Raw genomic sequence first — 16845 nt, forward strand, 5'->3', positions numbered from 1 at the left:
GGCCCGTTCGCGTGTCCGGAGCGGACCCGCGCGCTCAGAGCTGGGTCGAGGAGCGCTTGGTCAGGCTGTACTTCTCCGCGATCGCGTTCCACCGCTTCGACGCGTTCTTCTTGGCCACCGTCGCCTCACCGCTCGCCTTGTGGGCCAGCGCGGTGCGCGGGGTGTTGCGGGCCTTGCCGTCCTTGCAGCCCTTCTTGCCCTTCACCTGCACCGCCCAGGCCGCGTAGTGGTCGTCCGCGGTGGCCGACGCGTTCCAGGCCTTGTTGAGCGAGGCGGTGAGCGCCGCGTGGTCGGGGAGCTTGTCGACGGCGATGCCCTGGAGCCGGGTCACCAGGCTGCGGCGCTGCGCGGCGGCGCCGCGCAGATCGGTGGCCGCCTGGTCGAGGTTGGCGCACTTCTTGATGTTCTCCACCGAACGGATCACCGCCTCGCGGCTGTTGTTGCTGTCCGCGAGGAGCTTGTCGAGGGCCTGGGCCTGCGGCTCGGCCGGGTCGACGGGCTTCTTCTCCGGGGCGGCGGACGCGGCCGGGGAGCTGTTGGCCACGGGCTGTCCCGTGCCCTTGTCCTTTTCCTCGTCCCCGCCGTTGAGCAGGGCGCCCGCGCCAAGACCGACGATCGTGCAGCCGATGACCACGGCGGCGATGAGCGCGACGGGCGACTTACGGCGGCGCGGCTCGGGCTCGTCGTCGTAGCCCTGCTGCGGCGCGTAGTGCTGCGACGGCTGCTGCTGGAACTGCGGCTGCCGGGGCTGCTGATGCTGCTGTCGGGGCGCCTGATGCTGCTGGTACTGCTGCTGATGGACGGGCGGCACCGGCATCTGCTGGGTGGAGTCGCTGCGGAAGAGGCTGTCGAACTCCGGCGGCGGCTGCCGCTCGTCCGGCGTGCCGGGCCGGATGCCGAACGGCGCGCCCGGCGGCGGCGCGGGGATGTTCTGTGCCGGTACGGGTGGTATGTACTGGGTCGCCTCGGAGTCGCCGCCCGCCACCGGGGGCGGGGTGACCGGGCCGGTCCCGAGGAAGTGGGTGGACTCCTCGGGCCGCTCCGGGGGCATCGGCATCGGACCGGGCGTCGCCCCCGGCATGGGACCGGGCACGGGACCGGGCATGGGACCGGCGTGCACCGGCGGGAGGTACTGCGTCGCCTCGGCCTGGGGCGCCGCCGGGGGCACGTACGGCAGGTACTGCGTCGCCTCCGCGTCGGACGGCGCCGCGGGCACGGGCGGAAGGTACTGCGTCGCCTCCGCGCCCGTCACCCCCGGCACCGCCTCGGGCGGCAGCGGCTGGGCGCCCGTGACCGGCGGCTGCTGGCCGCCCGGCCCCCAGGCACCGCCCCACGGCTGCCCGCCGGCCGGGCCGGCCGCGTCGGGCACCCAGGGGCCACTGCCGTCCGAGGGCAGCACGACACCTTCGTGCGCGGGCCGCACCGCGGGAAGCTGCGGCTCCTGACCCTGTCCGCTCTGCGTCACCGGGACTCCTACCCATCAACCTACGGAATCGTCGGTTCACGCTACCGGGTGTATCGACGGCTCCGCACACGCGTGTGAGACCTGTAACAGGACGCCCCCCGCGGGCGCTGTTCACGGCCCCGGTCACAGCCCCCGTACGCCATGACCGCCGTGCAGCCACGCGACCGTGTCGTGCAACTCGTCCTCGTTCATGGCCGAGAGCGTCGCGTTGCGCTCCAACGCTCCCTCCCCCTCCGGGTGGTAGATCCGCCGTCCCAGCTCACGCGCCACGAACTGGGTCTTCGCGGTGCGTTCGCGCCGTTCGGCGGTGTACTTCTCCAGCCGCTGCGGTACGGCGTCCGCGTCCCGGTCCTCGAGCATGTCGCCGAGGACGACCGCGTCCTCCAGCGCCATGCAGGCGCCCTGGGCGGCGTACTGAAGCATCGGGTGCGCGGCGTCGCCGAGCAGCGCCACCCGGCCGTACGACCAGTCCCGCACGGGGTCGCGGTCGCACAGCACCCAGGCCCGCCATTCCTCCCCGAGCTCCAGCAGGGCCCTGGCCCGTTCGCTCATGCCGGGGAACTCGCCGAGGACGTGGTCGCGGGGCGTGGGCACGGCGGCGATCGCCTCGGTGGCGGCGTCGTCCCGGGTGGCGGCGAGGTTGAGGGAGGCGCCGCCGTCGATGGCGTAGTGGACGAAGTGCCACTTGGGCCCGGCCCACAGGGTCACGGTGTTGGTGCGCAGCTCCGGGGGGACCTTCTCCATCGGGATCACCGAGCGGTAGATGGTGTGGCCGGAGACGCGGGGGTCGCCGTCGCCGATGAGCTGCTGCCGGATCGTGGAGCGGATACCGTCCGCGCCGATGACGGCGGTGCCTGTGTGACGGGTGCCGTCGGCGGTGACGGCGTGGGCGTGGGCGTGGTCCTGTTCGTAGCGGACGACGGCGCTGCCGGTGCGCAGTTCGATCAGCTCGGAGGCGCGGCAGGCGTCCAGGAGGGGCTCGTAGAGGTCGGCGCGGCGTACGACGGCGTACGGGTTGCCGAACCGCGCGCGGTACGTCTCGGTCAGCGGGAGCCGGACGACGGGGTCGCCGGTCGTGCCGTCCATGAGCTGGAGGGCGTCGATGAAGACGGCGCGGGCGCGGACCGCGTCGCCGATGCCGAGGCTGTCGAGGGCGTGGAAGGCGTTGGGGCCGAGCTGGATCCCGGCGCCGTATTCGGAGAACTCGTCGCGGCGTTCGAGCACGGTGACCCGGTGCCCGCGGGCGGCCAGGCTCACGGCCGTGGCCAGTCCGCCTATTCCGCCGCCCGCGACGATGGTCTTCGACATGAGTACGTTGCGTCCCTTCGGTGGTGGTCGAACGGAGGCGGGCGGGGGCGCCGGGACGGCAGCGCCCTCGCCCGCCGGGGGTCATTGGGCGGCGGGCGCGGAGCCGATACGGCTGACCACGACGGCGACCAGGCCGACGACACCGCAGCCGGCCAGCAGCCAAGGGGTGGCGCTGTCCATGGAGCTCTGGTCGAGGGCGACACCGAGGAAGGTGTAGAGGCCGTAGACGGCGGCGGCCCACAGACCGCAGACGGAGACGGCGACGACCGCGAAGCCCTTGGCGAAGGTGCCCTCCGTCGCGCCCTCGGGGGCGGGCACGACGGTCGGCCAGGCCTTGAGATTCACCAGGACGAGTGCGGCGGCGATGACGCCCATGGCACCGAAGATGGCCCGCCAGCCTACGTGGTCGACGAGCGCGGCCCCGATCGGGGCGCCCGCCCACAGGGCGGACAGCAGCCCGGAGACGGTCACGTCCATCCAGCGGGCCCGCCGCTCGGGCGGCGCCATCAGGCTGGTGAGGGCGTACAGCGTGGGGCTGGCGGCGCCGGCCGCGGCGCCGGAGAGCACGCGGGTGATGACGACCCAGGTGTAGCTCGGGGCGAGGGCGGTGCCGATGTTGGCGAGGGCGAACACGGCCATGGCGAGAACCAGCATCCGGCGCTGCCCGATCTTCCCGGCGAGGCTGCCGAGGAGCAGCGCGGCGAGGAAGTAGGCGACGGAGAAGCTGGTGGCCATGAGGCCCATGCCGTTGGGGGTGAGGCCGTAGTCGTCGCCGATGCTCGGCATCAGCGGCGTGACCATGTAGAGCGCCAGGCCGATCATGAAGTTGGTCGCCCAGGCGACGGCCAGCCGGACGCCGCCTCTGGAGGAGGCGGGGGCCGCCGCGTTCTCCTGACCGGCCGATGCTGTTTTGCTGGTCATGCCGAATAGCCTTTCTTGCTCTTTTGACGGGCCGTGACGGGCCGTTGAGGGGGCCGTTCAGACGCGGCTGAGGCGCTCCGCCAGTTCCAGGCGGCGGATCTTGGACGTGGCCGTGCGGGGCAGGTCCGTGAGCCGGAGCTGGACGGGGTGGGCCAGGTCGGCGGGGAGGTCGGTCACGGCGGCGCGCCAGCGGTCGAGGTCCAGCGGGAGGTCGTCGCGGGTGCACAGGACCGGTACGGGTTCGCGGTCCGGGCCGGGGACGAAGACCAGCTCGATGAGTTCGGGGAGCCGGGCCAGGACGGTGTCCTCGGCCTCCAGCGTGGAGCGCAGCGAGGGGATCAGGTCGACCTCGCGGTCGAGGAGGTGGACGCAGCCGCGCGGGGTGAGGTGGCCGACGTCCCCCATCCGCCACCAGTCGCCGTCGACCTGCCGGGCGTACCGCTCGTCCTCGCCGTAGTAGGTCAGGGCCCGGCCGGGGGTGCGTACCTCGATGTGGCCGGGGGTGTCGGGGCCGGGTTCGGCCCCTTCGCGGGCGACCACGCGGATCTGCGCGGTGCCCGGCAGCGGGTGGCCCAGGCAGCGTCCGTCGATGGTGTCGGCGCCGCGCCGGGTGTAGGAGCGGCCGGCGACGGGCCCGCACTCGCTCTGCCCGTACAGCTGGTGGAAGAGCGGGAAGCGCCGCTCGGAGGCGGCGAGCAGGCGCCGGATGGTGCCGGGGTGGATGGCGTCGAAGGTGGAGCTGAAGTACTTGACGTGGGCGAAGGGTCTGCGCGGGTCGTCGGCCAGGTGCTCCCACTCCATGAAGCTGTTGGGGTGGGTCTCCAGGAGTCCGGGCTCGGTCTTGGCGCAGATCGCGGCGACGTGCTCGGGGTCGCCGTCGCGCAGCACGATCGCGGGCATGCCGCGGGGCAGCATGACGGCGAGGGCGAGGAAGAGCCGGGAGTGGACGAACGAGACGTGGATCAGACAGCGTTCGGGCTCGCGGATCGCTGCGGCCAGCCGTTCCTGGGGCCGTAGCCGGCCGAGGAGGGAGCGGGCCGAGTGGACGACGAGCTTGGGGATGCCGGTGGTGCCCGAGGTGTGGGTCATCAGGGCGGGACTGTCGGGCGCGGTCCGTATGGCGTCGACGGCCGGTGATCCGGCGAGGGCGGCCAGGGAGACGGCCCCGGGGTGGCTTCCGGCGGGTATGAGCACACGGTCGGTGAGCTCGGCGAGGTCGAGCCCGGCCAGGTCGCCGGTGAGCTTGGCGGTGTCGGTGAGCAGATGGGGGCGGCCGAGGCGGCGCAGCAGGACGGCGACGGTGGCCGGGTCCAGCGCGGGCGACAGCAGGGCGGGTACGGCCCCGATCCGGGCGGCCGCGCAGGCCAGCAGGTAGAGGTCGAAGTTGGCGCTCTTGTGCAGGGCGATGTGGTCGCCGGGGCGTACGCCCGCCGCCCACAGCCGGGCGGCCAGTTCGGCCGCATGTCCGGCGAGTTCGGCGACGGAGAGCTTGCGGCGCGCGTCGGGCAGGGCGTCGAGCTGGTGGTCGATCACGACGATCCCGTCGGGGCGCCGGGCGGCGGCCTCGTCGAGCAGGGTGCCCAGCCACAGCCCGGTCCGGTCGTCGCCGCTCACGCCGCGCCCCCCTCGGCGGCGAGGCGCTGGGCGAGGCCGGGGAAGAGCCGCAGGGCGTTGCCGCGCTCGACGAGCAGGCGCTGCTGGTCGTTCCAGCCGGGGTGGGCGAGGATCTCGGCGACGGATTCGGCGACCTCGGGCTGCTTCATGAACGGGAAGTCGGTGCCGAAGAGGATCCGGGTGGGGTCGACGAGCCGGTCGAGGGCGGGCAGGGCGAACTCGTTGGCCGACATGGCGGTGTCGTAGTACAGCCGCCGCAGCGAGCCGATGAGGTCGGCGGGCTGGCGGTCCTTGAGGTGGGCGCCGATGGTGGGCCCGTAGGTGAGCCGCTTGGCGAGGAACGGGACGGTGCCGCCGGCGTGGGAGAGGATCAGCTTGAGGTCCGGCAGCCGGTCGAGGACGCCGTTGAAGAGCAGGCTGGCGACGGTACGGGTGGTCTCGAAGACGAAGTCGTACAGCGACGGCGGCAGGTCGAAGGAGCGTACGTCCTTGGCGGGCGGGCTCATCGGGTGGACGTGCACCGGCACCCCGCGCTCGGCCAGTTCGGCGAGGACGGGCTCGAACTCCGGGTCGCCGAGGTAGCGGTCGCCGTAGCTGGAGAACAGCCCGACGCCGTCGAGCTTCAGCTCGTCGAGGGCGTAGGCGAGCTCCTCCTTGGAGGCGGCGGGGTCCGGCAGCGGCAGGACCGCGAAGGCGCCGAAGCGAGTGGGGTGTTCGGCGACGATCCCGGCGAAGGACTCGTTGACCTCGCGGGCGACGCGGCGGGTGGCGGCGAGGTCGCCGAAGTAGATCCCGGGGGCGGTGATGGACAGCACGGACGCGGCGATGGCGTTGCGGTCCATGATCTCGAGGCTGCGGTCGGCGGTCCAGGCGGGATAGTCCACGCCGGGCAGCGGTACGCCGCTGGGGAGCGCCCGGGCGAACGTGTCGGGCATGGCGTGGTGGTGGATGTCGATCAGCCAGGGGCGAGCGCTCATGGGGGTCCCATCAGACAGTGAGTTCACGATTCGGAAATGAACTTCCATTTCCGAGGGCGCGCCCAGAGTGCTGATAGCTGTAAGCGACAGCAATGATCACTTCAACAATTTGTCAGGTGCCGTGGGGCCACCCCACCGCGTCCGGCACCGAAAAAGCGGCCGGCGCGCACCCCGAAGGGGCACGCGCCGACCGCATCCGGTACCGCGGTGACGCCGCCGACGACCGCTGTTACGCCGCCTGCAACTCCAGCCTCGCCATGAACTCCCGTACCGACGGCTCGTCCCCGTACGGCTCCAGCCGCTGCTGGAGATCGTCCAGATACTCCGCACCCCGCGACGACCGCAGCGACCCCAGCAGCTCCAGCGCGCGCGTGCCCGTGTGGCAGGCCTGCTCCACCTCACGCTGCTGCACCTGCGCCGACGCCAGCAGGACCATCCCGATCGCCCGCCGCCGCGCCCGCGTCTGCGGATGCCCCTCGACCGCGTCCCTGGCCGCCCGCGCCGCCGCGTCCGACTGCCCCAGATCGCGGTGGCAGTGGGCCAGTTCGTCGGCGAGGTAGGCGTGGTCGAAGTGGGCGATCCACACCGGGTCGTCGCCCGCCTCCGGATCGGCCCGGTCCAGCGCGGCCAGCGCCCGGCCCGCCACCTCCTGGCACATCCGCGCGTCACCGAGCAGCGCGTGCCCCCGCGCCTCCGCCGCGAAGAACATCGCCTCCGCGCGCGGGGTCACATGCCCCCGCGCGCCCTCCTGCGCTGCCCGCGCCAGCTGCGCGATCTCCCGGGGGTTGCCCAGCTGCGCGGCCAGATGACTCATGGACGCCGCCAGGACGTACCCGCCGTATCCCCGGTCCCCAGCCGCCTGAGCCAGCCGCAGCGCCTGGATGTAGTACCGCTGCGCGAGGCCGGGCTGCCCCGTGTCCACCGCCATGTAGCCGGCCAGCTCGGTCAGCCGCGCCACCGCCGCGAACAGCCGCCGCCCCACCGATTCGCGGTACGTCCCCGAAAGGAGCCCCGACACCACACTGTTGAGGTAGTGGACCACCACCGGCCGCACATGACCGCTGCCGAACCGGTGATCCAGGTCCACCAGCGCCTGCGTCATCGCGATGACCGCCTCGACGTCCGAGACACCCACCCGCGCCCCGGCCGGCCCCGCCGCCCGCGCCACCTGCGCGTCCGCGGCCGTGATCAGCCAGTCCCGGCTCGGCTCCACCAGCGCCGACGCGGCGACCGTCGACCCCGACAGGAAGTCCCGCCGCCCCACGTCACTGCGCCACAGCTCACAGACCTGCTCGATCGCGCCGAGCACGGTCGGCGAGAACTGAAGCCCCACACCCGAGGCCAGGTTCTTGCCGTTCGCCATCCCGATCTCGTCGATCGTGACCGTGCGCCCGAGCTTCCGGCCGAGCGCCTCGGCGATGATTCCCGGCGCCCTGCCCCGCGGTTGCTGGCCACGGAGCCAGCGGGCCACAGACGTCTTGTCGTACCGCAGATCGAGGCCGCGCTCGGCGCCGACCATGTTGACGCGCCGGGCAAGCCCGGCGTTGGAGCACCCGGCTTCCTGAATCAGCGCCTGCAGCCGTTCGTTGGGCTGACGGGCGACGAGAGGCCTGGCTGCCATGACTACCCCCTGAGGCCGGTGCGCGATCACTGGCGTGATCACTGCCCGGTGAATATGCGGTCAATGCAGATGTGTGTGCACCAATGCCGAAAGTTCGCCCGTTCCGGGAAGTTCGGGCGCTGCGGATGGTTCCGGTGGTACCGGTCTGTTCCAGATCTTCCGGGTGGCTCTGGTGGTTCCGGATCGTTCCAGATCTTCCGGGTGGCTCCGGTCGTACCGGATGGTTGCAGATCTTCCGGGTGGCTCCGGTCGGGCCGGCGGTACGGATGATCAACGACGGGATCGGCCCATCGACGCCTCACCGGATCTGGCTACCCCACCGCCGCTCCCCGACCGCACGCGCGCCCCCACCCGTGCACCCATGCGCCCCGCATGCAGGATCGATTGCTCCTCGCCGTGCCGTGTAACGCCCGTAACCCGAGGTGATGGCGGGAGTTGTGTTCTTCGTGGAAGAGACCATCGGAGTCACGGAAGCCGCACAGATCCCCAAGCAGCGAGGCGAGCAGCTGCTGGACAGCGCCGTGCGGTACGCGGAAGAGCGGCACTGGGACGTGTTCCCCGGCACCTGGCTGGAGGCGGTGGACGGGGCTGAGCGCTGCTCCTGCGGCGTCCCTTCCTGTGTCACGCCGGGCGCCCACCCGGCCAGGCCGGACTGGGCGACCCAGGCCACGGGCAGCGGCGCCGGGGCCCGCCGGATGTGGGGCAAGCAGCCCAAGGCGTCGATCCTGCTGCCGACCGGCCGCACCTTCGACACCCTCGACGTGCCCGAGTCCGCCGGATTCCTGGCCCTGGCCAGGATGGAGCGGATGGAGCTGACCCTCGGCCCGGTCACCTGCACCCCCGACCGCCGGATGCTGTTCTTCGTCCTGCCCGGCGCCGCCGCCAAGGTCCCCGACCTGGTCCGCAAGCTCGGCTGGGCACCGAGCTCGATCGACCTCATCACCCGCGGCGAAGGCCACTACGTCGCCGCCCCGCCCACCCGCGTCGGCACCCAAGGCGCCGTCCAGTGGGTACGCCGCCCCACCCCCGCCAACCGATGGCTTCCGGACGTGGAAGAGCTGATCAGCCCGGTGGCGTACGCCTGCGGACGCGAGGCAGCGGCGGCCCGCACCCGACGACCGTAAGGTTGGCCCCGTACCACGGGGACAATCGAAAGGTTGAGGTCGGAGCCATGCCGGACCAGCAAGTTGACGTGGCGGGTGGAGCGCCGGAGACGGCGCCGCCCGCCGTTCGTGTCGAAGGGCTCTGGAAGAGATTCGGCCAGCAGATCGCGGTCGCCGGCATCGATCTCACCCTCCCGGCAGGCAAGTTCATCGGTCTCGTCGGCCCCAACGGCGCCGGCAAGACCACCACCCTCTCCATGGTCACCGGCCTGCTCCGGCCCGACGCGGGCCGTATCGAGGTCGCCGGACACGACGTCTGGAGCGACCCCGCAGAGGTCAAGGCCAGGATCGGCGTCCTCCCGGAGGGGCTGCGGCTCTTCGAACGGCTCTCGGGCCGCGAACTCCTCGCGTACACCGGGCGGCTGCGGGGGCTGCCCGGCGCCGAGGTCGACAAGCGGGCCGGACAGCTCCTCGACGTGCTCGACCTGGCCGGCGCCCAGCACAAGCTGGTCGTCGACTACTCGACCGGCATGCGCAAGAAGATCGGCCTCGCCGCCGCGCTGCTGCACAATCCCCAGGTCCTCTTCCTGGACGAGCCGTTCGAGGGCGTCGACCCCGTCTCGGCCCAGACCATCCGCGGCGTCCTGGAGCGCTACACCGCCTCCGGCGCCACCGTCGTCTTCTCCAGCCACGTCATGGAGCTGGTGGAGTCGCTGTGCGACTGGGTCGCCGTGATGGCCGCCGGGCACATCCGCGCCCAGGGCACCCTGGAGGAGGTACGCGGCTCGGCACCTTCCCTGCAGAACGCTTTCCTCGAACTGGTGGGCGCGGGCGGGCAGGACGGCGGCCACAGCCTCGACTGGCTCGGCGGTTCCGCCCGATGAGCCCGAGCCTGAGCCAGACGATCCCGGTGAGCCCGGTGAGCCCGGTGAGCGCCGACACCGCCGCCCTCACTCCCGTCTTCGTACGGCTCAAGCTGGCCCTGCTGCGCAACGGTCTGCGCCAGTCCTCCGGCCGCACCGTCGCCTACGTCCTGTCCGCCGTCTGCGGCCTCCTCGTCGCCGCGGCCCTGCTGCTCGCCCTGGTCCTGCTGCGCGGCAACGCCCACGCCGACGCCATCGCCCTGCTGCTCGTCGGCCTCACCGGCCTCGGCTGGGCGGTCATGCCCCTCTTCTTCCCCAGCGGCGACGAGACCCTGGACCCTACCCGGCTGGTCATGCTGCCGCTGCGGCCCGCACCGCTCGTACGGGCCCTGCTGGTCTCCTCCCTCGTCGGCATCGGGCCGCTGTTCACCCTCTGCCTGGCCGTCGGCGCGAGCATCTCCCTGGCCCACGGCGCCGCCGCGACGGTCACCGCCGTGCTCGCCGTGCCGCTGGTGCTGCTGACGTGCGTGGCACTCGCCCGGGCCGTCGCCGCGGGGAACATCCGGCTGCTGACCTCCCGCAAGGGCCGCGACCTCGCCGTACTCAGCGGCCTGGTCGTCGCCGTCGGCATCCAGATCGTCAACTTCGGCGCCCAGCGCCTCGGCCAGGCCGGCGGCCTGACCCCGCTGGAACCGGTCGCGGACGTGGTCGGCTGGATCCCGCCCGCCTCCGCCATCGGCGCCGTCGACTCCGCGAGCGAGGGCGCGTACGAGCAGGCCGGCGGCCAACTCCTCCTGACGTCCGCCGCCCTCCTCTGGCTGCTGCACGCCTGGCGGCGCAGCCTCGTCAAGCTCATGACCGCCCCCGACGGCTCGACGCTCCAGACCGCCGAACCGGCCCGCAAGGAGTCCGCGCGAGGCCTGTGGCAGCTGCTGCCCGAGGGCCGGACGGGCACGGTGATGGAGCGCAGCCTGCGCTACATCCTGCGCGACCCGAAGACCAAGTCGGCCTGGGTGACCTCACTGGTCATCGGGCTGATCGTGCCGCTTTTCAACGCCCTCCAGGGCACCGGCTCGATCTACTTCGCCTGCTTCGCCGCAGGCATGCTCGGCATCCTGATGTACAACCAGTTCGGCCAGGACACCTCCGCCTTCTGGATGGTGGCGCAGACGATCTCCACGCCGCGCGATGCCTTCGTGGAGCTGCGCGCCCGGGCGTACGCCCTGCTGGTGATCACGCTGCCGTACGCGGCCCTGGTCACCGGCCTGACCGCCGCCGTCCTCGGCGACTGGACCCAGCTGCTCGACGCGCTCGGACTCTCCTTCGCCCTGCTCGGCGCGATGCTGGCGACCGGCGCGGTCGCCTCGGCCCGCTTCCCGTACTCCATCCCGCAGGACAGCGGCTACAAGAACGTGGCACCGGGGCAGGTCGGGCTCGCCTGGATCTCCATCTTCGGCGGCATGCTGGCGGCGGCTCTGCTGTGCGCCCCGGTGATCGCGCTCACGATCTTCCTGCACGCCGCGGACCTCCCGGACTGGCGCCCGCTGCTGCTGCCGGTCGGCACGGCCTACGGCATCCTGATCGCCTGGGCGGGCCTGCGCGTCGCCGCGCCGCAGGTGGCGAGGCGACTGCCGGAGATCCTGACGGCGGTCAGCAAGGGCTGAGCACCCGGCCGGGGTGGCGGCCCGGTGCCGTCCGGGGGCGGCCCGGGGGCGGGCCGCCACTCCGGGCCGCTCGCTACCACGTGACGCCGGCGGGCTCCTTGATGCTCGCGTTGAGCCGGTTGAACATGTTGGTCAGGCCGATGGTCAGCAGCAGCGCGGAGAGCTCCCGCTCGTCGAAGTGGTCGGCCACCTCGTCCCACAGCTCGTCCGACACCGCCTCGTCGGAACGGTCGGCGACCCGGGTGAGCTCCTCGGACAGCCGCAGCGCCGCCCGCTCGGCGTCGGTGAAGAACGGCGCGTGCCGCCACGCCGCGACCGCCGCGATCCGCTCAGTGGTGGCGCCCGCCTTCACGAGGTTCTGCACATGGCCGTGGACGCAGGGGCTGCAGCCGTTGATCTGGCTGACGCGCAGCCCGACGATCTCCTCCAGCTCCTTCGAGATACCGCCCTGGCTGATCGCCTTCATGATGCTGCCGATGCCCTTGAGGCCGTCGGGGAGGATGTACGCGGGGTTCTTCATCCGTGCCTGCATGGTCGGTCTCTCCTCTTCCGTACCGGCCCCGTGTGGACCGTCACTTCACTGACGGAGCCCGTCCCACGGATGTGACCGCCCTGAGGAAAAATCTTCGAATCTCTTCGAATCGGACCGTCACCTGGGCCGCGACCGCCGTCCGATCAGATAGGAGAACCCACGTGACCAGTGAAGACCCCGAGGAACACCCCGCTCCCAAGCCGACCGGCTGGGCGGCCGAACCCGTCGACCCCGACACCGCGATCGACCCCTGGCCCCCCAAGCCCGGCCGCACGCACGCCCGCGAACATGCCGCGATCCTCTGCGCCATCGCCCTCGGCGGCGCGCTCGGCGCCTGCGCCCGCTACGGCGCCACCCTGATCTGGCCCACCGAGCCGACCGCGTTCCCCTGGACCACGTTCTGGACCAACGTCACCGGCTGCGCCGCCATGGGCTTCCTCATGGTCCTGATCACCGAACGCTTCACCGTCCACCCCCTCGTACGCCCCTTCCTCGGCACCGGCGTCCTCGGCGGCTTCACCACCTTCTCCACCGCCACCATCGACACCCAACGCCTGCTGGACAGTGGTCGGCACGCGACAGCGCTCCTGTACGTCTCCACCACCCTGGCCGCCGCGCTGGCCGCCGTCTGGGCCGCCGCCGCACTCACCCGCCGGGCCGTCGCATGAACTGGCTGATGGTCGTCCTCGGCGCCCTCGCCGGCGCCCCGCTGCGGTACCTCACCGACCGGGCCGTCCAGGCCCGCCACGCCACTGTCTTCCCCTGGGGCACCTTCAGCGTCAACGTCACCGCCTGCGCCCTCCTCGGCTTCCTCACCGGCGCCACCGCCGCCGCCACCGTCCCCCCGGCGCTCCAGCACCTCATCGGCCCCGGCTTGTGCGCGACCCTGAGCACGTACTCCACCTACTCCTTCGAGACTCTGCGCTTGGCCGAGACGGGCGCGAAGTTCTTCGCCGCCGCCAACGCCCTCGTGAGCGTCCTCGCCGGCCTCGGCGCCGCATACGTGGCCGGGGCCCTCGCCACGACCCTCCTGGGCTGAGCGGCCGGTACTTTCTCACCGTCCAGAAGGCTCCGCACGACTCATCGAACAGGTGGCCCGAAATGACCGTCCCCGTCCCCCTCCCCGTCCACGCTCTCCTCGTCGTCGACATGCAGACCGCGTTCGTCTCCGGCGACCACGTCGTCCCCGGCGCCGACCGGCTCCTAAAGAACATCGAGGACCTGATCGTCCGGGCCCGCGGCGCCGGGGCGGTGGTGGTGCATCTGCAGAACGACGGCGGGCCGGGGGCGGACGACGAACCCGGCACGCCCGGCTGGGAGTTGTTCCTGACTCCGCAGCCGGGGGACCACGTCATACGTAAGCCGGAGGACGACGGCTTCTACGAGACGGACCTCGGCGACGTCCTCGACGCAGCGGGTGTGAAGGCGCTCGCCGTGTGCGGGGTGATGTCGGAGATGTGCGTGTCGGCGACGGCCCGGGAGGCGCTGGAGCGGGACTACCGGGTCGTTCTGCCGCACGACGCCCACGGCACGTACGACATCCCGGCCGCGCCCGGCATCAGCGATGCCGTACCGGCCGCGATGGTGTCGCGGGTGGCCGAGTGGGCGCTCGGCGACGAGGTGGAGGTCGTGGCGCGGGCGGCGGACGTGACGTTCGTACGCCCCTGAGCCGGACGCCCCGGCGGGGTGCCGTTTCTTTGGCGGTCGGGGTGCGCCGGGGGGTGGGGTCCCACACCCACAGTCCCGGCTACGCACGGTCCGGCAAAGAAACCCGCGTTGTCAGGCGCGTCGCCCACGTCCGGCCCGTTACCCAGGGCGGACCCACCCGACACCCACGGTCCCGGCTAACGGCTGCCCCGCGTCCTGGACAGTCCCTTTCACCGGGCTGAGCCTGCGACAGTTCGGCAACCTGGTGAAAGGCACTGCGGCGCGGGAGTGCGGATGCGGTCCGCAAGGGCCGGCCATGGAGTCTTCCATTGGAGGACCGGGCACTGCTGGTCACGACTTCACACGCCGGGCGCGGGTCGCACGGCGATCCCGTTCCGCTCAAGCAGCGCCGCCGTCACCCCGTCTCCCGGCACCAGCTTCCCGGCGAACGACCCGTCGTACACCACGCCTCGTCCGCACGACGGACTACGCGGCATCAACAGCGCCTCCGTGCAGCCTCCGTGACGCGCCGCCGCGAGTGCGCGCCGTGCTCCGTCCACGAACTCCGCTGTCACGTCACGCCCAGTGTCTTCAACGACCCGCGCCGTCCCGTCGAGCACGTCGTGCCCGTCGCCGCCCACCAACTCCGCAGGCCTCCGCGGTGTCGTAAGCCCGCCCGCGACCTCTGGACAGAAGGAGACGACTTCACGACCGGCCACTGCCTGCTCGATCTCCGACGACGCCTTGTGACGCCCGTCGAACCGGCATGGCACCCCGCGCAGACACGCGCTGACTAGAATTGCTTCCATACCGTCAGGCTAGCCATGGCGGTGGGCAGCGCCGGGGATTTTCAAGGAGCCCCGACACCGCGAGGAAGCCCGCGTCGTCAGGCACGACGGAGGGGGCGCGCCCAGGGACGGGGCCAGGCCGGCCGCGCGGGCGGTGAAGCCGGGGACGCCAGCCGCTAAGACTTGTCCCGCAAACTGCCTGCTCAGGGCCTGATGGCGTGATCGAAGCATGATCAGTGAACCCGGCCAGTCTGGTGTGATGAGGTATGTCCTGTTTGATGTCGATGGCACGTTGATCGACGCGGTGGACAATCCGCGCCTTGTTTGGCGAACGTGGGCAGAGCGATACGGACTGGACCCCGATGAGGTCTACCGGGTGGCACTGCGGACGAGGCCGATGGAGACCTTTGCGCAGGTTGCTCCGGACCAGGACCCCGGGGATTGCCTTGCCGCACTGCACGAGCTGGAGGACGAGGACGTCCGCTCCGGCGCTTATGCCGCCTTCGGCGGAGCCTCGGAGCTGCTGAGTGCTCTGCAGCCCGGGTCCTGGGCACTGGTGACTTCGAACTATGAGCACCGGGTGCGGGGACGCTTCGCACGGACGGGCTTGCCAGTCCCCGAGGTCCTCGTGGATGCGGCCGCCGTGGCGGAAGGCAAGCCGTCGCCGGTGCCGTATCTGCAGGCAGCCGCGCGACTTGGTGCCAAACCGGAGGACTGTCTGGTCATCGAAGACGCCCCTTCCGGGGTGGAGTCCGGGCTCCGTGCCGGGATGACGGTGTGGGGTGTCAACGCCCCTGCAGCGGTGGACGGCGTGCATCGTCACTTCGGCAGCCTGCGCGAAGCGGTCCGCGACGTCCTTGCCTTCGCGTCCGGACCCCGCCCTCACGGGCTGGAGGGATCAGCCGCGGTGAAATGATCTTGACATGACTGCCGTCTCAAGGGCGACGGCGTCCACCACGCCATGCTCGGCATCGCCCGCCTGCACAACCTCAACCTCGCCGGATAAACGAACGGGTTCCACAGCGGCCGACCCATCCAGCTCGATTCGAAGATCTTTTGCGGGACAAGCCTTAGTTTCGAGTCTTGCCGGGTGCCGCTCCGCGCAACGCCGCCAGTCCGGCCAGCCTCGCAAGCGCGGCGGCCGCCTCCACATCCACGTAAGCGCTGGCCCGTCAGGCGCCGAGCGCCCGGTACTCCACCTGCTGTCGGGTGGCCTCATCGACCTCATCGGCCGTCAGAAGCACCACCGTGCTCGTGCGGACCCCGCCCGCCGCCGTTGTGGTCATCCCAATGGCAGCGGCGGCGGTGTTGCCCGGCAGGTCCGCCGTGACGTAGACGTCGTCCTCGCCGAAAGCCCAGTAGACCGACTCCAGCCGTCCGCCCACGCTTTGCACCATCCGCTCGACGACCTCGCGGCGAGCGATGGCACCCTCCGCGCGCAGGCCTTTCAGTCCGTCCACGGTCAGCTTGGCCCTGAAGAGGTACTTCGGCATGGGTTCCGCCCTTCCATAAGTGTCACAGCGAGGCTCCCCTGCCGACCGATCCTCCTCCTGCCCCACGACCGCCGCCGCACGACCGCCGCCATACGGATTACTCGACGGCTGGCATACCGGTCTTTCCGGCCCCGTCCTGGATCGCTTCGCCTCACGGCTGCGCGGGCGCCTCGTCCGCCCCCGGGACCCGGATTACGCGTCGGCGAGAGCACTGTGGAACGGCATGATCGACCGGCGGCCGGCGCTTGTGGCCCGATGCCGCGGTGAGGACGATGTGGTCGCCTCTGTGGACTTCGCCCGGGACAACCTGCTGCCACTCGCAGTGCGCGGGGGCGGGCACGGAGTGGCTGGCCAGGCCGCCCTGATGGTGCTGATGGCGGCTGCCCTGATGGTCACCCACACCACCACCCTGGACAAGCTCGCGCTGCCGCTGTGGGCTCAGGTGCCCTGCGGAGTCGTGGCCTGCTTCGGCATCGGCCTGGTCGCGGCGATCATGGGCGTCGCTGGCGGCGAGCTCCTGATTCCGACGATCGTGCTGCTCTTCGGGGAGGACATCAAGACCGGAGGAAGCCTCTCACTGGTGGTGTCGCTGCCGACGATGCTGGTGGCCTGCGCCCGCTACAGCCGCGACGGCAGCTTCGCCGTCCTCGGCGTGAACCTCCGCTTCACCACGGTCATGGCCGCAGGGTCGATCGCCGGCGCTGTGCTGGGCGGCCTGCTCCTCGGTGTGTTCCCGGACTCGGTGCTCATCCCCGTGCTGGCTGTGATCCTGCTGGTTTCCGCGGTCAAGCTCGCCCGGCACGACTGAGACTGCCAAGACGCCCGGCGCCGATGCCGAGGCCCGCACCA

17 protein-coding genes and 2 pseudogenes are annotated in these 16845 nt (G+C 71.7%); 10 read left to right on the forward strand and 9 right to left on the reverse strand.

The window, feature by feature from the left end; all coding sequences use genetic code 11:
• Positions 1 to 34 precede the first annotated feature (34 nt).
• The 6 genes from ACZ7LT_RS24350 to ACZ7LT_RS24375 form a co-directional block, all read right to left on the reverse strand.
• A complete protein-coding gene (locus ACZ7LT_RS24350) occupies positions 35 to 1465 on the reverse strand; it encodes a hypothetical protein (RefSeq protein ID WP_471238203.1) in 1431 nt (476 codons plus the stop codon).
• A 123-nt stretch (positions 1466 to 1588) separates the two neighbouring features.
• Positions 1589 to 2773 (reverse strand): 3-hydroxybenzoate 6-monooxygenase, encoded by a 1185-nt coding sequence (locus tag ACZ7LT_RS24355; RefSeq protein WP_471238204.1) that lies wholly within the window; start codon positions 2771 to 2773, stop codon positions 1589 to 1591.
• A gap of 81 nt (positions 2774 to 2854) precedes the next feature.
• Entirely contained in the window at positions 2855 to 3694 is an 840-nt protein-coding gene (locus tag ACZ7LT_RS24360) for an MFS transporter (RefSeq protein WP_471238205.1), read from the reverse strand.
• Positions 3695 to 3751: 57 nt separating this feature from the next.
• Entirely contained in the window at positions 3752 to 5308 is a 1557-nt protein-coding gene (locus ACZ7LT_RS24365) for a class I adenylate-forming enzyme family protein (protein ID WP_471238206.1), read from the reverse strand.
• A complete protein-coding gene (locus ACZ7LT_RS24370; RefSeq protein ID WP_471238207.1) occupies positions 5305 to 6285 on the reverse strand; it encodes an amidohydrolase family protein in 981 nt (326 codons plus the stop codon). Before ACZ7LT_RS24370 ends, ACZ7LT_RS24365 begins: the two co-directional genes overlap by 4 nt.
• 229 nt (positions 6286 to 6514) lie before the next feature.
• Entirely contained in the window at positions 6515 to 7906 is a 1392-nt protein-coding gene (locus ACZ7LT_RS24375) for a transcriptional regulator (RefSeq protein ID WP_471238208.1), read from the reverse strand.
• Between the two features lie 425 nt (positions 7907 to 8331).
• On the opposite strand from ACZ7LT_RS24375, the gene ACZ7LT_RS24380 reads away from it, so the two are divergent.
• From ACZ7LT_RS24380 to ACZ7LT_RS24390, 3 genes are read left to right on the forward strand one after another with little or no spacing between them, the layout of a single operon-like run.
• Entirely contained in the window at positions 8332 to 9030 is a 699-nt protein-coding gene (locus tag ACZ7LT_RS24380; protein ID WP_471238209.1) for a bifunctional DNA primase/polymerase, read from the forward strand.
• Positions 9031 to 9077: 47 nt separating this feature from the next.
• Positions 9078 to 9893, forward strand: coding sequence for an ABC transporter ATP-binding protein (locus tag ACZ7LT_RS24385; protein WP_471238210.1), 816 nt, complete (start codon positions 9078 to 9080; stop codon positions 9891 to 9893).
• Complete coding sequence (locus tag ACZ7LT_RS24390; protein ID WP_471238211.1) at positions 9890 to 11536, forward strand: transporter; 1647 nt, start codon at positions 9890 to 9892, stop codon at positions 11534 to 11536. Before ACZ7LT_RS24385 ends, ACZ7LT_RS24390 begins: the two co-directional genes overlap by 4 nt.
• 73 nt (positions 11537 to 11609) lie before the next feature.
• On the opposite strand, the gene ACZ7LT_RS24395 is transcribed toward ACZ7LT_RS24390, so the two are convergent.
• On the reverse strand, positions 11610 to 12068 hold the full coding sequence (locus ACZ7LT_RS24395; protein ID WP_471238212.1) for a carboxymuconolactone decarboxylase family protein: 459 nt from the start codon (positions 12066 to 12068) through the stop codon (positions 11610 to 11612).
• A gap of 161 nt (positions 12069 to 12229) precedes the next feature.
• Here ACZ7LT_RS24395 and crcB point away from each other — a divergent pair, with 161 nt between their 5' ends.
• The 4 genes and pseudogenes from crcB to ACZ7LT_RS24415 all read left to right on the forward strand — a co-directional run.
• Positions 12230 to 12736, forward strand: a complete 507-nt coding sequence (gene crcB, locus ACZ7LT_RS24400) for a fluoride efflux transporter CrcB (RefSeq protein WP_471238213.1) — start codon at positions 12230 to 12232, stop codon at positions 12734 to 12736.
• Positions 12733 to 13107, forward strand: a complete 375-nt coding sequence (locus ACZ7LT_RS24405) for a fluoride efflux transporter FluC (RefSeq protein ID WP_471238214.1) — start codon at positions 12733 to 12735, stop codon at positions 13105 to 13107. Before crcB ends, ACZ7LT_RS24405 begins: the two co-directional genes overlap by 4 nt.
• A gap of 62 nt (positions 13108 to 13169) precedes the next feature.
• A complete protein-coding gene (locus ACZ7LT_RS24410; RefSeq protein WP_471238215.1) occupies positions 13170 to 13736 on the forward strand; it encodes an isochorismatase family protein in 567 nt (188 codons plus the stop codon).
• Positions 13737 to 13953: 217 nt separating this feature from the next.
• Positions 13954 to 14068, forward strand: a pseudogene (locus ACZ7LT_RS24415) (IS5/IS1182 family transposase); the annotation flags it as partial.
• 6 nt (positions 14069 to 14074) lie between these two features.
• Here the strand turns inward: ACZ7LT_RS24415 and ACZ7LT_RS24420 are convergent.
• Positions 14075 to 14524, reverse strand: a complete 450-nt coding sequence (locus ACZ7LT_RS24420) for a 2-thiouracil desulfurase family protein (protein ID WP_471238216.1) — start codon at positions 14522 to 14524, stop codon at positions 14075 to 14077.
• Between the two features lie 208 nt (positions 14525 to 14732).
• On the opposite strand from ACZ7LT_RS24420, the gene ACZ7LT_RS24425 reads away from it, so the two are divergent.
• Together ACZ7LT_RS24425 and ACZ7LT_RS24430 are read left to right on the forward strand one after the other, a co-directional pair.
• Positions 14733 to 15419, forward strand: a complete 687-nt coding sequence (locus tag ACZ7LT_RS24425; RefSeq protein ID WP_471238217.1) for an HAD family hydrolase — start codon at positions 14733 to 14735, stop codon at positions 15417 to 15419.
• 9 nt (positions 15420 to 15428) lie between these two features.
• Positions 15429 to 15509: pseudogene (locus ACZ7LT_RS24430) on the forward strand (IS5/IS1182 family transposase); the annotation flags it as partial.
• Between the two features lie 166 nt (positions 15510 to 15675).
• Here ACZ7LT_RS24430 and ACZ7LT_RS24435 read toward each other — a convergent pair.
• Positions 15676 to 15996 (reverse strand): GYD domain-containing protein, encoded by a 321-nt coding sequence (locus ACZ7LT_RS24435; protein WP_471238218.1) that lies wholly within the window; start codon positions 15994 to 15996, stop codon positions 15676 to 15678.
• Positions 15997 to 16219: 223 nt separating this feature from the next.
• Between ACZ7LT_RS24435 and ACZ7LT_RS24440 the strand changes: the two genes are divergently transcribed.
• Positions 16220 to 16804: a TSUP family transporter gene (locus tag ACZ7LT_RS24440; protein WP_471238219.1), complete on the forward strand. Its 585-nt coding sequence runs from the start codon at positions 16220 to 16222 to the stop codon at positions 16802 to 16804.
• The last annotated feature ends 41 nt before the right edge of the window (positions 16805 to 16845 follow it).

The organism is Streptomyces sp. NPDC039465, assembly GCF_055639315.1.